The sequence below is a fragment of the Arthrobacter sp. LAR12-1-1.1 genome (genome assembly GCF_040676555.1).
GTDB lineage: Bacteria > Actinomycetota > Actinomycetes > Actinomycetales > Micrococcaceae > Arthrobacter.
On sequence record NZ_JBEGIG010000034.1, the window covers coordinates 148,650 to 162,854 of the forward strand.

12 protein-coding genes are annotated in these 14,205 nt (G+C 69.2%); 7 read left to right on the forward strand and 5 right to left on the reverse strand.

Annotated elements, in window-relative coordinates; translation table 11 throughout:
- Positions 1-119 precede the first annotated feature (119 nt).
- From MRBLAR12_RS16870 to MRBLAR12_RS16880, 3 genes are read right to left on the reverse strand one after another with little or no spacing between them, the layout of a single operon-like run.
- Positions 120-1,766, reverse strand: a complete 1,647-nt coding sequence (locus MRBLAR12_RS16870) for an LCP family protein (protein WP_229995166.1) — start codon at positions 1,764-1,766, stop codon at positions 120-122.
- Positions 1,767-1,776: 10 nt separating this feature from the next.
- Positions 1,777-2,388 carry a 5-(carboxyamino)imidazole ribonucleotide mutase gene (gene purE / locus MRBLAR12_RS16875; RefSeq protein ID WP_414645525.1) on the reverse strand — a complete coding sequence of 204 codons (612 nt, stop codon included), beginning with the start codon at positions 2,386-2,388 and terminating at the stop codon, positions 1,777-1,779.
- Entirely contained in the window at positions 2,385-3,533 is a 1,149-nt protein-coding gene (locus tag MRBLAR12_RS16880; protein ID WP_229995171.1) for a 5-(carboxyamino)imidazole ribonucleotide synthase, read from the reverse strand. Before MRBLAR12_RS16880 ends, purE begins: the two co-directional genes overlap by 4 nt.
- Positions 3,534-3,801: 268 nt before the next feature.
- On the opposite strand from MRBLAR12_RS16880, the gene MRBLAR12_RS16885 reads away from it, so the two are divergent.
- Positions 3,802-4,389, forward strand: coding sequence for a GtrA family protein (locus MRBLAR12_RS16885; protein ID WP_229995165.1), 588 nt, complete (start codon positions 3,802-3,804; stop codon positions 4,387-4,389).
- A 29-nt stretch (positions 4,390-4,418) separates the two neighbouring features.
- Here MRBLAR12_RS16885 and MRBLAR12_RS16890 read toward each other — a convergent pair whose 3' ends face one another.
- A complete protein-coding gene (locus tag MRBLAR12_RS16890) occupies positions 4,419-5,123 on the reverse strand; it encodes a TIGR03089 family protein (RefSeq protein ID WP_229995164.1) in 705 nt (234 codons plus the stop codon).
- 358 nt (positions 5,124-5,481) lie between these two features.
- Between MRBLAR12_RS16890 and MRBLAR12_RS16895 the strand changes: the two genes are divergently transcribed.
- Genes MRBLAR12_RS16895 through MRBLAR12_RS16905 form a run of 3 tightly spaced genes read left to right on the forward strand, consistent with a single transcriptional unit; the run spans position 5,482 to position 11,133 of the window.
- Entirely contained in the window at positions 5,482-6,024 is a 543-nt protein-coding gene (locus MRBLAR12_RS16895; RefSeq protein ID WP_229995170.1) for a WhiB family transcriptional regulator, read from the forward strand.
- Positions 6,025-6,053: 29 nt separating this feature from the next.
- Positions 6,054-9,428, forward strand: coding sequence for a glycosyltransferase family 2 protein (locus MRBLAR12_RS16900; RefSeq protein ID WP_229995163.1), 3,375 nt, complete (start codon positions 6,054-6,056; stop codon positions 9,426-9,428).
- On the forward strand, positions 9,421-11,133 hold the full coding sequence (locus MRBLAR12_RS16905) for a DUF5719 family protein (RefSeq protein ID WP_229995162.1): 1,713 nt from the start codon (positions 9,421-9,423) through the stop codon (positions 11,131-11,133). The genes MRBLAR12_RS16900 and MRBLAR12_RS16905 overlap by 8 nt, the downstream gene beginning before the upstream one ends.
- Here MRBLAR12_RS16905 and MRBLAR12_RS16910 read toward each other — a convergent pair.
- Positions 11,130-11,681, reverse strand: coding sequence for a metallopeptidase family protein (locus MRBLAR12_RS16910; protein ID WP_229995161.1), 552 nt, complete (start codon positions 11,679-11,681; stop codon positions 11,130-11,132). The two genes, MRBLAR12_RS16905 and MRBLAR12_RS16910, sit on opposite strands and share 4 nt — an antisense overlap.
- Positions 11,682-11,814: 133 nt before the next feature.
- Here MRBLAR12_RS16910 and MRBLAR12_RS16915 point away from each other — a divergent pair, with 133 nt between their 5' ends.
- The 3 genes from MRBLAR12_RS16915 (at position 11,815) to ahcY (ending at position 14,177) form a co-directional block, all read left to right on the forward strand.
- Positions 11,815-12,204: a DUF3499 domain-containing protein gene (locus MRBLAR12_RS16915; RefSeq protein ID WP_091250737.1), complete on the forward strand. Its 390-nt coding sequence runs from the start codon at positions 11,815-11,817 to the stop codon at positions 12,202-12,204.
- Between the two features lie 85 nt (positions 12,205-12,289).
- On the forward strand, positions 12,290-12,568 hold the full coding sequence (locus tag MRBLAR12_RS16920) for a Trm112 family protein (RefSeq protein ID WP_364747234.1): 279 nt from the start codon (positions 12,290-12,292) through the stop codon (positions 12,566-12,568).
- Between the two features lie 130 nt (positions 12,569-12,698).
- Positions 12,699-14,177: an adenosylhomocysteinase gene (gene ahcY, locus MRBLAR12_RS16925; RefSeq protein ID WP_229995159.1), complete on the forward strand. Its 1,479-nt coding sequence runs from the start codon at positions 12,699-12,701 to the stop codon at positions 14,175-14,177.
- The last annotated feature ends 28 nt before the right edge of the window (positions 14,178-14,205 follow it).

A 14,205-nucleotide genomic window follows, 5' to 3' on the forward strand; every position in this document is an offset into this window, starting at 1 on the left:
GGTCACTATGCTGTGCTCAATGTTCTGTGGTCACTGTGCTGTGCTCAAACTGCTGCGGTCACTCTGACCCGGGCACCCGCGCCGCGGGCAGCGGGCGGTGCCCGGCGTGCGGGCCGGTGTTAGAGCGGCGCGCACTGGCCGTTGGTGGCGACGAGGTCGCGGATGGACTGTTCGTCGCCATTGCGCTTGAACTGGTTGAGCATCTCTTCGGTGATCGGCTCGCCGTCCGGCGTGGTGGTCACCGGCGTGAAGTCCGACGGCGAGGGCGGGGGCTCGGTGGCCGGCGCGGCACCGGCGGCAGAGAGCGGCCCCGCCGCCGTTCCGGGCTGCAGGACGGTATCGTCAACGACGGTGTTATCAGCTGCGCCGGCCGACGGGCTGGCCAGCAGTTTGTCCACCCGCTCGTGGATGATGTCGAAGTCCGGGGACGTGGAGAAAGCAGCGTCGAAGTCGGGCGGACCGATGGTCAGGCGGCTGACATCCTGGCCCTTGGCCCTAATGGCCAGGTCCACGAAGCTGCCGAGCTGGCCGGAGGAGACGTTCGATTCGACCACCTTGGTGCCAGCCTTGGCGATATCCTCAAACTTGGCCAGCAGCTTTGCGGGGTCGAGCTGCTTCAGCATCGCCTGCTGCACGCACTGCTGGCGCTGGATGCGGGCGTAGTCGTCCACGAATTCCCGGGAACGGCCGTACCAGAGGGCGTGGAAGCCGTCGAGCGTTTGGTCGCCTGCCGGAATCCAGCCGTCCGGCATGCCGTGGATGCCGTTGGCCTCATCCACCATCGGTCCGCTGATGGGGACCCAGCCGCCGGCCTTGATCCGGATGCCGCCCATGGCGTCGATCAGCTTGGAAAAACCGTCCATGTCCACCAGCACGTAGGCCTGGACCTTGATGCCCAGCGTTCCGGACACCGCTTCGAGAGTGGCCTGCGCACCGGGGTCAGCCACCCCGGGATAGAGGTCCTGATGTTCGTTGGTGACCTCGGTGTTGATCGCGTTGATCAGGCACTCGTCGCCGCAGTTGTAGCCCTCCGGATACACCTGGCGCATCGGGGAGTCCACGCTGAACTGGGCGTTCTGGAGGTTGCGGGGCACCGAGATGATCGCCGTGTTGCCGGTCTTGGCATCGACGCTGATCACTGAGAGGCTGTCCGGCCGGCGGCCCGTGCGGTCCGCTCCGGCGTCGCCGCCCATCATCAGGAAGTTGTAGCGGCCCTCGGAAGGTTCAAGGGTGGGACCGGAACCGGAGAAGATGCTGCCGATGGCGTCGCGGCTGACGTTGAGCAGGTAGGCCGCATAGCCCAGGGACCCGCTGCTGAGGATCATGGCCAGCACCAGCGCCAGCACCACCGCGGGGCGGATCTTGGGGGCGAGCAGCCCGGGCCGGATCAGCCGCAAGGTGTTCAGGAACAAGGCGCCCCAGCCGATGGCCAGCAGCCCGAGGCCGAGCACCAGCAAGAGCGAGGGCACCTGGCCGGCGAGGATATTGATCAGCGTGGAGCGGGACACGAGCAGGAGCAGCACGGCAATCAAGGCCAGCGCCCAGACCGTGAAGGTCACGCGCAGCGCAGCCCGCCCGAGCCGGCGCTTGCCCGCGACGATCTGGGCGCTGCCGGGGACCAGGAGCGTCATGAGGATCAGGACGAACGCCCGTTTGGTCAGCACCGGGGCCGGGGCTCCTGAGGGGTGCCGGACCGGGTCGCGCAGCACCCGCCCGGACTGCCCAGGGCTCTCAGTGCGGTGCGTGGGGGCGTAGCTGTTGCTCATGCCGGGAATCCTAACGGCTGCCCCGCATGGCGACGTTGCCGTCGGCGAACACTTCGCTGACCTTGTGCCGCAGGCTCGCGCCCTTCCGGGTTGCGACGTCGTTCAGTTCCTGGGCGAAGTCCAGAAGGTCCGCCCGGAGCTGGACGGCGAGTTCGTCCGTGCCCGAGGCCAGAATGCGCACAGCCAGGAGTCCGGCGTTGCGAGCCCCGCCGATCGAGACGGTGGCGACCGGAACACCGGCCGGCATCTGCACGATCGACAACAGGGAATCCATGCCGTCCAGGGTCTTCAAGGGTACGGGGACGCCGATCACGGGCAGCGGGGTGACTGAGGCGAGCATGCCGGGAAGATGCGCTGCCCCGCCGGCACCGGCGATGATGAGGCGAAGGCCGCGCTCGTGGGCGCTCTGGCCGTAGCGGATCATCTCCGTGGGCATCCGGTGGGCCGAGACGACGTCGGCCTCGAACGGGATCCCGAACTCTGCGAGGGCTTCGGCGGCGGCTTCCATGACCGGCCAGTCCGAATCCGAGCCCATGACGAGGCCCACGATCGGGGTGTCCGCGCGGGTGCCGGCCAGTGGGGTTCCTGCGGTGTTGGCTTCGGGGCTGGGTGCGGCGCTCATGCGGTCTCCTCGGAGGTTGCCGGCGTTGTGCCGGCATGTGCCCGGCCGTTTCGGATGATGTCGGCCACGGTGGTTGCCCGCTGCCGCACGGAGTCGACGTCGGCGGCTGAGGTCCCGACCAGGTTGACGTGGCCGATCTTCCGGCCGGGCCGGACGGCCTTGCCGTAGCAGTGCACCTTCGCGGCCGGCTCGCTCGCGAGGGCCGCGGGGTAGGCGGAAAAGAGGTCCTGGTTGGCGCCGCCGAGGAAGTTCTTCATCACCACGACGGGCCCGAGCAGGTCTGTGGCGCCCAGCGGCAGGTTCAGGATGGCCCGCAGGTGCTGCTCGAACTGGCTTGTCACCGAGCCGTCCTGGGTCCAGTGCCCGGTGTTGTGCGGGCGCATGGCGAGTTCGTTGATCAGGAAGCCCGCGCCCACGCCCGGCGTCTCGAAGAGTTCGACGGCCATGACACCGGTCACGCCGAGCTCGCTGGCGATCCGGACCGCGGCGTTCTCAGCGGCCGCGGCAACATCGAGGGGGATGTCCAGGGCCGGGGCAATCACTTCATCGCACACCCCGTCGACCTGGATGGTGTGCACTACCGGCCAGGCCCGGGTTTCACCGTCCGGCGTCCTTGCGACCATGGCCGAGAGCTCGCGGCTGAAGTCCACCTTGGCTTCGGCCAGGAGGGGGGACATGGCCTCGAACCAGTCGGCGGAGCCGGCTGCGTCCTCGGCCGAGGACACGATGCGCACGCCCTTGCCGTCGTAACCGCCGCGGGGCATCTTCAACACCACCGGCCAGCCGGTCTGCTCGCCGAAGGCGACGAGGTCCGCGACATCGGCGACGCTGGCCCACATGGGGTTGGGCAGCTCGAGCCGGTCGATCGCGGCCCGCATCACGAGCTTGTCCTGGGCGTTGACCAGGGCATCCGGGCCGGGATGGACGTTCACGCCGGCGCCGATCAGGGACCGCAAGTGCGCCGTGGGGACGTGTTCGTGGTCGAAGGTCAGAACATCCAGGCCGCGGGAGAACTCGAGCAGATGCTCCAGGTCCGTGTAGTCGCCAACCGGGGCGTTAGCCACGGCAGAGACGGCAGAGACGTCCTCGCCTTCGGCGAGAACACGGAGTTCAAAGCCCAGGGCGGTCGCGGCGGGGGCCATCATTCGGGCAAGCTGGCCGCCGCCAACAACACCGATTACAGGAAAAGTCACAAGTCCCAGCCTACCGAAAACCTCACGGGAACCCGGCTTTTGGGGATTGGCAAGCGCGGGAAGGGTGCCGAAGGGAGCCTTCCGTGCCCGCTACGGCGCCGCCCGGCGTCGGGTCCGCAGGTCGCCTTCTGAACGGCCACTGAGGGCGGACTCCCGGGAAACGGCGGTAAAATGGGCGTTTGGCCCAATGGCCGACAGTTCCAAAAGGCCACGGAGGGTCATGATTACTACACTTAACGAGCGCATGCGCGGGCTGGTCTCGCTGTTCTGGCGCGAAGTGGCCAAGTTCGGCGCCGTCGGCGGCATCGCGTTCGTCATTGACAACGGACTGACGTATTACCTGATGCACGGTCCCATGACCGACAGCGAGGCCAAGGCCCGCTTCTTCGGGGCCAGCGTGGCCACCGTGTTCTCGTGGATTGCGAACCGTTTCTGGACGTTCCGGCACCGCCGGCAGGCCAACGTGCTGCGCGAGTTCGTGATGTTCGTCATCATCAACGGGATCGGCATCGGCATCTCCACCGGCCTCACCGCCATCGCGAAGTACGGCATGGGTGTCACCGACAAGAACATGCTCTTCCTGGCCGGCGTGGTCGGCATCCTTGTCGCGACCGTGGTCCGGTTCTTTGCCTACCGCTTCCTCGTGTTCAACCAGGAACTCGACGAAGAGCCGGAGTTCTCGCACGACCACGAGATCATCGAACGGCACCCGCACGCGCCGCAGGAGACGCAGCCCGGTGCCAGCGTTTCCAGGACGGCCGTCCGGGAAGCCGTCAAGGATCCGGAGCTGCCCGGCCCGCCTGCCTGAGGGAAAGCCTGAGGAACAGTGGCTGAGGTTCAGTTCCCGCTGATGCGCTCGGCGGCCCGCAGCTTGCCCGTCACCTCGACCTCGGGGTGCACCAGGACCACGGAACCGTCGGCCTTCCAGGTTCCCAGTGACTGCGCAAGAACCGTCTCGAGGCCGTCGGCCGCCGGAACGAGCAGCCGCAGGCCCGTGTCACGGGCCGCGGCAAAATCGTCCAGGAGTGCAGCGTGCGCGTGGACTGTGCCGTCCGAGGTGCGGACCGCGAGGCGCTCTGCTTCCGGATCCACATGGGGCATGAAGATGTCGCCGTGGGAGCGCACCTCGGCGGCGTAATCGAGGACGCCGGTGGGCAACTCGCCCGTCCAGCGCATCGCCAGCGCCGGCAAGGACACCGCCAGGACGGCGTCGAACCCGCCCGCTGCAGCGCGCGGGCCCGGGTCCGCGGTGGCCAGCAGCTCCGCCTCCGCGTCGTCGAAGACCACTTCCATGCCGAGCTGCCAGGCCGCCAGGGCGAGGATCACTGACTTCCAGTGCGCCGGCAGGTCCAGTCGCAGCCGCATGCCGGGTTCGGCGTCGAGTTCGTCCTGCAACAGGTTGGAAGTCTTCGCCACCCAGTTGTCCAGCACGCGGCCGGAGAGTTCAACGCGCTCCGAATCGGGCCCGTACCAGGTCAGCCGGGGCGCTGTGGACTGGCCCGATCGCAGCGCTGTCATCAGTTCGATTGCCGGAATGCTCATGTCCTCATCTTGCCACGGCCCATCCGACCCCAGGCGCCGTGACGTCCGTCACGTCGGGGATGGCCGCGTCCGGCGACCTTCGCACGGGGGCGGGAAAAATTTCCCGAAAACTCAATGAAAACCCGCAGAAGTGCTCAGTACCCTGATTATTCCGCGGGTTCTTGCGGAAGAGGCGAAAAAATTCCGGGCGTGGCGTGCCTGCACTTTGTGTATCAAGTTGATTATTATCTCCGCCGTGGCTTGACTCCCGGATACTTACACGCGTGTAATTAGTTATCTAAGCCGCTGCGCATAAACCGGCACTCAACCGAGTGCCAAAGGGGGTCGTGCAGTGGCTGCAAATCAGGAGGGGGACGCCATGGGGCTAGCAGAGCGTATCCATGAAGATGCCGTAGTTGCCGGCCAGGCCACGGCGAAATACCGGTCACGCGGCGTGCCGAGTGACTGGTACGTAGATCCGGCCGATCCGGACGCGGTTGACCGCTATAACGAACACACCCAGGATTCCCGGCAGGGGGCCGCCACGGCCTTCCTCGCAGCGCACGACGAACTCCTTGCCGGCCCGGATCAGGACACCGATCCCCTCGACCCGCCGATGGAGCTCTATTCGCCCGGTTCCGGTTCCCCCGCGCAGCCCGTCTGGATCGGACTGCCGTCCCGGCAGGATTTCGACGACGAGGGCGAGCTCGGCTGGCAGACCGATGCCCTGTGCGCCCAGACGGATCCCGAAGCCTTCTTCCCTGAAAAGGGCGGCTCCACCCGCGACGCCAAGAAAGTCTGCGGCGCCTGCAACGTGCGTTCACAGTGCCTCGAATACGCCTTGTCCAACGACGAGCGTTTCGGGATCTGGGGAGGCCTCTCCGAGCGCGAGCGGCGCCGGCTTAGGAAGCGAGCAGTCTAATTCTTCAGGAAGTACGAGTCACCGCCGTCGTGGTCTCCCACGACGGCGGTGATTTTCTCCCCAGGACCCTTGCGGCGCTGGCGGCCCAGACGCGGCCCGTCGACGCCGTGATCGGTGTCGACACCGGCTCCCGCGACCACTCCGCTGCCCTCCTCGAACAGGAATTGGGCAAGGCCAACGTCACCGTCTTCGATCAGCCCAGGTCCGGCATGGGCGGAGCCGTCATGGCCGGGCTCAAGGACCTCTCACCGTGGCCTGCGGACGGACCCGGCGGCGCGCCGGGCGCCGAGTGGATCTGGTTGCTGCACGACGACGCCGCACCGGCACCTGAGGCCCTCGCCGAACTCCTCCACGCGGTCGAGCGCGCGCCGTCGGTCACGGTGGCAGGCTGCAAGCAGTTGGACTGGCATGCCGAGCGGCGGCTGATCGACGTCGGCCTCTCCACCAGCCGCTGGGCCGAGCGGCTGACGCTGATCGACGCCGACGAGCTCGACCAGGGCCAGTACGACGGCCGCAGCGATACCTTTGCCGTCAATTCCGCCGGCATGCTGGTCCGCCGCGACGTCTGGGAGGAGCTCCGGGGCTTCGATCCTGCACTGCCCGGAAGTGGCGACGACGTCGACTTCTGCTGGCGCAACCGCCTCGCCGGGCACCGCGTGGTGGTGGTCCCGAGCGCGAGGATGTTCCATGTTTCGCACCGTCCCCACGCCCTGGGCACCGCGACCGCCGCACGCAAGGCACAGGTCCATCTGCGGCTCAAACACGCGGCCGGCTGGAAAGTCCCGCTGCACGCCGCCGGCGCGCTTCTGGGGAGCCTCTTCAAACTTGTCCTGAGCATTGCAGTCAAGGACCCTGGGCACGGGTTCTCCCAGCTGCTGGCAACCTTTGCCGCGCTGGGCCGCCCGGCCGCGGTGATCCGCGGACGGCGCAACGCCGCGCGCACCCGCCGGGTCCGGCGCTCCGTCATGAAAGGGCTGCAGACCCCGCGCCGGGAGGTCTGGGCGCACCGGCGCTCCCTGATCGAGGCGCTTGGCGCCGACGACTACGGCGACGGACCCACGGGCACCGATCCGCTGGCAGAGCAGCCTACCGGGGACGCCGACGACTTCGCCGCCATCGCCACCCCGGACCGCGGTTGGGTGGGCAACGGTGCCGTGCTGGCCACACTCCTGACCCTGGCGGTTTCCCTGACTGGACTGCTCAGCCTGTTCCGGGCCCCGGCAGTTTCCGGCGGCGCGCTGATCCCTGTTTCACTGCGCCTCTCCGAAATCTGGAACCATGCCTCCACCTGGTGGATCAGCCTCGGAGCGGGCCTTCCGGGCCACGGCGACCCCTTCGGCTACCTCCTGTGGGTGCTGGGAGTGCTCGGCGCCGGCGACGCCAACGGCGCCGTCGGCTGGCTGTTGATCCTTGCCATGCCGCTGTCCGCGCTGGGCGCCTGGTTCGCCGCCGGCGCCCTGACGGCGCGCAGGAGACTGCGCCTGGCGGCCGCCCTGGTCTGGGCCGCGGCACCGGCGCTCCAGGTTTCCCTCAACCAGGGCCGGCTGGGCGCCTTGATTGCGCACGTCATGATCCCGGTGCTCGTCCTGGCGCTGCTCCGGGCGACCGGGACGGCGGCAGGCCGCGGCGTCCATGCCGTCCCGGCGCCCGGCCAAGGCCGGCTCGCGCCCATGCCCGCCGCCCGCCCCGGCATCAACGGCACGCCCTCCTGGACGGCCGCGGCCGCTGCGGGCCTCGCCATGGCCGTGGTCACCGCCGCTGCGCCGTCGCTGCTGGTGCCCTGCCTGAGCGTCGTTGCCCTGTGCGGCGTGCTTCTGGGCCGCCGCGGCCGCACGGTGTGGTGGGCGCTCCTGCCCAGCCTGGCGCTGTTCCTGCCGTTCGCCTTTTCGGTCCTGGACCGGCCGCGGGCGCTCCTGGCCGACCCGGGCCTGCCGCTCGGTTTCGACGCCGCCCCGTTGTGGCAGCAGGCCTTGGGCCAGCCGCTGAGCTTCGACGCCGGCGCCGGACTCACCGGACTCAGCGCCTTCGGCGCGTCCGCCGCGGGCTCCACCGGGCTGCCATGGGCACTGCTGCTGGCCCTGCTGTTCGGGCTGCCGGTGCTGCTGCTGGCCCTCGCCGCGCTGTTCCTGCCGCGCCGGATGGTGCTGGCAGGCCGCACCTGGACGGCACGCTGCCTGTGGGCCGTCGCAGTCCTGATGCTGGCCGGCGGCTGGCTCGCCGGGCATGTCGCCTCCGGCGCCAGCGCCGATGTCCTGGTCACGCCGTTCCCCGGCCCCGCCGTATCGGCGGCCGCCTTCGCCCTCCTGGGGTCCGCCCTTATCGCAGCAGAAGGACTCCTGGACGCCGCCGACCGGACCGCCGGGACCGGGCTGGCACGGAAGGTCCTGATCCGCGGCACGGCCGCGGCAGCCCTGACGCTGCTGCTGGCCGCACCCCTGGCCGGGTTCACCCTGTGGAGCGCGCAAAACCTGCTGCAGCCCACGGCACCGGCCCTGTCACTGGCACAGCCAGCCGCCGGGGAACCCTCCGGTCTCGGGACCCCGAGGCTCGTCCAGCCGGCCCAGGCCCGCACCCTGCCGGCCACGGCGGTTGACCGCGGCGAGGGCCCGGAACAGTCCAGGACGCTCCTGATTGCCAGCAACGAGGACGGAAGCTTCGACGCAACACTTATGCGCGGCGCCGGCACCACTCTGGACGCCCTGTCCACGATCGCCGCGGCCCGCGGCATCATGGGGGCGCCAGGCCAAGAGACGGTCCGCGACGACGACGCCGTCGCCGGTTCGCTCCGGAACGTCGTGGCCACCATTGTGGCCGGCGAAGGCGTGGATCCGCGGGAAGACCTCGAGCGGCTCGGCGTCGGATTTGTCGTGCTCCGGGTTGCCGATTCAGCGTCCGAGCTGACGGCCAGCCGCATGGACGCCGTCCCCGGTCTTGTCGCCGTCGGCCAGACCGGTACAGGCTGGCTCTGGCGGGTCAGCCCCCTGGACCGGCCCGGTAGCAAGGCCTCCGACGTCGCACACCGGGTCCGCGTGGTGGACGGCACCGGCACGACCGTCGGCCTGCTGCCTGCGGAGGAAGTCTCGGCCGCCGGCACCATCCCGGCCGGCCCCGAGGGCCGCCTGGTGGTTCTTGCCGACCGGGCCGATCCGGGCTGGAGCGCCTGGCTGGACGGCCGCCGCCTGACCTCAACGACGTCGGGATGGGCCCAGGCATTCACGCTGCCCGCCCAAGGCGGCCAGTTGAGCATCCGTTATGAAGCACCCTGGGCCGTCCTGATCGGAATTGCGCAGGCCGTGATGATCGGGCTGACCGTCCTCCTGGCCGTGCCCATGCCTGCCCGCCGGTCCAACGCCGGCCTGTCCAGGGACGAAGCCTCCCTGCGTAAGGAACATCAGCATGTCTAAGGGCGACAACAAAAACAAAAACGACGCCGGTCCGGCGCCGGAAACCCCGACGGACGCATCTTCCATGACGGAAACCCCGGCCGCTGGCGAGTCCGGCGCCGGTGCGGCGCTGCGGAAGAGGGGCGTGCCGCGGGCCGGCATGATCGGCGGTATCCTCTCCGCGGTCGCCCTCGTTGCCGCGGGCGGAGGCCTCGTGTCGGCGGCGTCGCTGACCCCCCAGAGTCCCGCCAGCCGGCATCTCGAGGCCCCTGTGGCCTCGGTGCCGGCCGGCAGCAGCGTCGGAGTCTGCCCGGGCCCGGCCCGGCTGCTTGAGGGCACCCCCGTGGGCACCGACCCCCAGTTCAGTCCGGAATCCGGCACCGCGAAGACCTCCGTCAGCGCCGCTGTGCTCGGCTCAAGCGCGGGCGTCATTCCCGGGAGCCGGCTGGCGCCGCTCAAGGGTGCCCCCCTCGCCGAAATCGCCAAGGGCGCCGCGGCTGCGCCCACCGCCTCCGCGGCTGCGGCCCGCACGCCCGTGCTGATCGCCGGCGTCGTGCCCCAGCGAGAGGTGGACAACATCAGCGTCCTCAGCGCCGATGCCCAGGACAACCGCCAGGCAGCAGCCGGCGCCGTCCTGAGCTACACGGCAGAGGACGGGGACCTCCAAGGCTCCGCGGCCGCCGCCTGCCAACAACCCGGCAACGATCTCTGGCTGGTCGGCGCCAACACGGCCCTCGGCCGGTCGGCAGTCCTGAACCTCACCAATGCCTCCAGCACACCGGCGACGGTGAGCCTGGACCTCTTTGGCTCCGAGGGCTTGATCCCGGCGCCCGGAAGCCGCGGCCTGCTCGTGGCGCCTGGCAGCACCCGCTCCATAGTCCTGGCCGGGCTTGCGCCGGGACAGGAACGGCTCGGCGTGCGGGTCCGCAGCACGGGCGGCCCGGTGGCTGCCGTCATCCAGCAAAGCGTGCTCCGCGGCCTCACGCCCGGCGGCGTCGACTTCATCACCCCCGGCACCGCCCCGTCCGTCAGCCAGGTGGCCGCCGGTCTCGAGATCCAGGATCCGGCGGCGTTGGCCGCGCTCACGGCAAAGCCCGGCTTCGCCGATGCGGGACCGGCCCTGGAAATCACCGTGCCCGGGGCGGCCGATGCCGTGGTTGAGATCAAGTTGTATGGACGCGACGGCCAGAAGGCGCTGCCCGGCGGCGGCGTGGTCACGGCGAAGGCCGGCGCAGTCACGGAAGTTTCCCTGGCCGGGGTCCCGGCCGGGACCTACACCGTCGCGGCAAGTTCCGATGTCTCGTTCGCGGCCACTGCCCGGCTCACGCGGGGACTGCAGTCCGGGGACGCCGCGGACATTGCGTTTTCCGCCGCCTCGGCCCGGCTGGGCAGCCAGCACATCGTTCCGGTTCCCCGCACCGGGGACCGGCAGCTCGTTTTCGGTGCACCCGAAGGCCGGGCGACAGTGACCTACACACCCATCACGGCCGACGGCAAAATCCGGACCGCCGGTACCGCCGACATTGCCGGCGGAACCACCGTGTCCATCAAGGTCCCCACGGACGTGGGCGGCTCGCCGCTCGTGGGCTATGTGGTGTCCGCCGCCGGGGACCCAGCCTACGGGGCGCTGGTCCTGGGGCGGGATGGCCGGCAGGACATTTCCGCGGTGGCCCTGGCGCCGGAAGCGGCAGGACAACAACAGGTCCCTGTCACGCTGGGGTACTAGTACCGGCGGCGATAGACCGGGTCGAGGGACTCCGGGGGTACGCCGAGCATCTCAGCCGTGTATTCCACGACGACGTCGTGGACCAGGTCCTGGAGCTCGTCCCGGGTTCCGCACGCCTGCTCCACCACCCGGCGGTACAGCGTGATGACCGGTCCGTCCTCGGCCGTCGCGGCCGTGAAGGCGCCCATCGGCGCGGGCGTGCGGTCCGCCACGAGCTGCTCCAGGCCGGGAGGGATCTCGTCGACGGCGAAGCGGACACCGTCGAGGGGTTTGCCCCAGATATCGTGCAGCCGCTGCGCCGAGTCCAGGACGAAGTCATCGAAGCGGTCGGAGCGGGTCCGGTAGCCGGGCAGCGTGGGGAGCATGAGCTCGCCACGAAGACCCCGGCCGTGCCGGTTCCTGCGGCGCTGCCGGAAGTTTTTTCCCCGGACAGCGGTGGGCGATCCGGCCACAGGCGCGCCGGTGGGGCCGGAGCCGGCGCCTGTACGTCCGGCGTCGGGGTCAGCCAACCGGACCGTAAAACCCGAATCGTGGTGCGATGACTGCATATCTTGACTCTAAACCCGCGGAATGATTTACGCGATACAGGCCATGCGGCGATCCGCCGCCGCACCGCCGCGGCACGACCACGGTCGTTTCAATGCGCAGCCCCCGGCCCGAGGGGGAGTAGTCTGTGATGTCGTGGGTGCAATTCGTCTTTGTTCAAGGTCTGCCTGCCGCAATTCTGCGGTGGCCACTTTGACGTACGTGTACGCCGACTCCACAGCCGTCCTGGGCCCGCTCGCGACGTACGCCGAACCGCACTGCTACGACTTGTGCGAACAGCACGCCGACTCGCTGACCGTTCCGCGCGGCTGGGAAGTCATGCGGCTGGCGATGCCGGCAACCCCGGCCGGTCCCGGTCCCGACGACCTCCTGGCCCTCGCCAACGCGGTCCGCGAGGCCGCCTCCCGTCCGGCCGCGGCGGAACCGGCAAAGGGGCAGCGCACGCTGCACCCGGCGCTGGAAGCACCGGCACCGGCCGAGGGCACCAGGCGCGGGCATCTGCGCGTCCTGCGCGAACCTTCCTAAGGCGCCAACTGGCGGTAGGGTGGAAACTGCAAAAAGCCGTCAGCCACCGGCGCCCTTTCGCGGCGCCCATCAGGGAGCGTTCACCATGCCCAAGCTCAGTCCCGAACTGTTGTCTGTCCTGCGATGCCCCGTCACCGGGTCCGGCCTGGTGCAGGAAGGCGACGAGCTCGTCACCGCCACGGCGGATGAAGCCGGGAACAAGCTGCGGTACACGATCGAGGACGGCATCCCGCTGCTGCTGCCGCCGGAGCTCCTGCCCGCTGCCGCGGCGGCCGCCTCTGATCAGCACGACGCCGGCCAGCCCGACGCCGGCCAGCCCGACGACGGCCAGCACGGCACAGCCCCGCGCCACGCCGCGGAATAACGGGCGCCCAATCATCTCCCGGCCACCCATCAGGGAAGCACCCGGCAACGAATGACTGCCTAGACCCAGAACCACCTGGTTACAACCAGCTCCAGACACGCAACGCCACCGGCCACAACAAAGGATTCACATGACTTTCGATTACAAGATTGCGGACATTTCCCTGGCCGAGGCGGGCCGCCATCAGATCCGCCTCGCCGAGCACGAGATGCCCGGACTCATGTCCCTGCGCGAGGAGTTCGGCGCCAGCCAGCCGCTCAAGGGCGCCCGGATCGCCGGATCCCTGCACATGACGGTCCAGACCGCGGTGCTGATCGAGACCCTTACCGCGCTCGGCGCAGAGGTCCGCTGGGCCTCCTGCAACATCTTCTCCACCCAGGATGAAGCCGCCGCCGCAGTTGTGGTCGGCACCGGCACCGTCGAGGACCCGCAGGGCGTCCCCGTCTTCGCCTGGAAGGGCGAGACGCTGGAGGAATACTGGTGGACGGCCCAGCAGATCCTCACCTGGCCGGGCGCCGACGCCAACCCTGAGCTGGGTCCGAACATGATCCTGGACGACGGCGGCGACGCCACCATGCTGGTGCACAAGGGGGTCGACTTCGAGGCCGCCGGTGCTGTCCCCGCCGCCACCGAGGACGAGTCCGAGGAAGGCCGGGTCTTCCTCGACGTGCTGCGCGCCTCGCTCGCGGCCGACCCGCAGAAGTGGACCCGCATCGGCTCCGTCCTGCTCGGCGTCACCGAGGAGACAACCACCGGTGTGCACCGCCTGTACCAGCTGGCGGAGCAGGGCAAGTTGCTCTTCCCGGCCATCAATGTCAACGACTCCGTCACCAAGAGCAAGTTCGACAACAAGTACGGTATCCGCCACTCCCTGCCGGATGGAATCAACCGCGCCACCGACGTCCTCATGGGCGGCAAGGTCGCCGTCGTCTGCGGCTACGGCGACGTCGGCAAGGGCGCTGCGGAGGCCTTCCGCGGCCAGGGGTCGCGCGTGATCGTCACGGAAATCGATCCGATCTGCGCCCTCCAGGCGGCCATGGACGGTTACCAGGTCGCCAAGCTGGAATCCGTCCTCAGCGAAGGCCACATCTTTATCACCACCACCGGCAACAAGGACGTCATCATGGCCAAGCACATGGCCGGGATGCGTGACAAGGCGATCGTGGGCAACATCGGCCACTTCGACAACGAGATCGACATGGCCGGACTGGCGCGGGTCCCCGGCATCAAGAAGGTCGAGATCAAGCCGCAGGTGCACGAGTGGGTCTTCGAAGCCGACACAGACGCCCAGCGCTCCATCATCGTCCTGTCCGAGGGCCGGCTGCTGAACCTCGGCAACGCCACCGGACACCCCTCCTTCGTCATGAGCAACTCCTTCGCCAACCAGACGATCGCCCAGATTGAACTGTTCACGAAGGCCGGCCAGCCCGAGGGCGAACGTGAATACGAGAAGCAGGTTTACGTCCTGCCGAAGATCCTGGACGAGAAGGTCGCCCGCCTGCACCTGGGTGCCCTCGACGTGGAGCTGACCGAGCTGTCCAAGGAACAGGCCGAGTACCTGGACGTCGACGTGGCCGGGCCGTACAAGCCTGGTCACTACCGCTACTAGGAAGCCTCCCAAGGGGCCCCGGACTCAG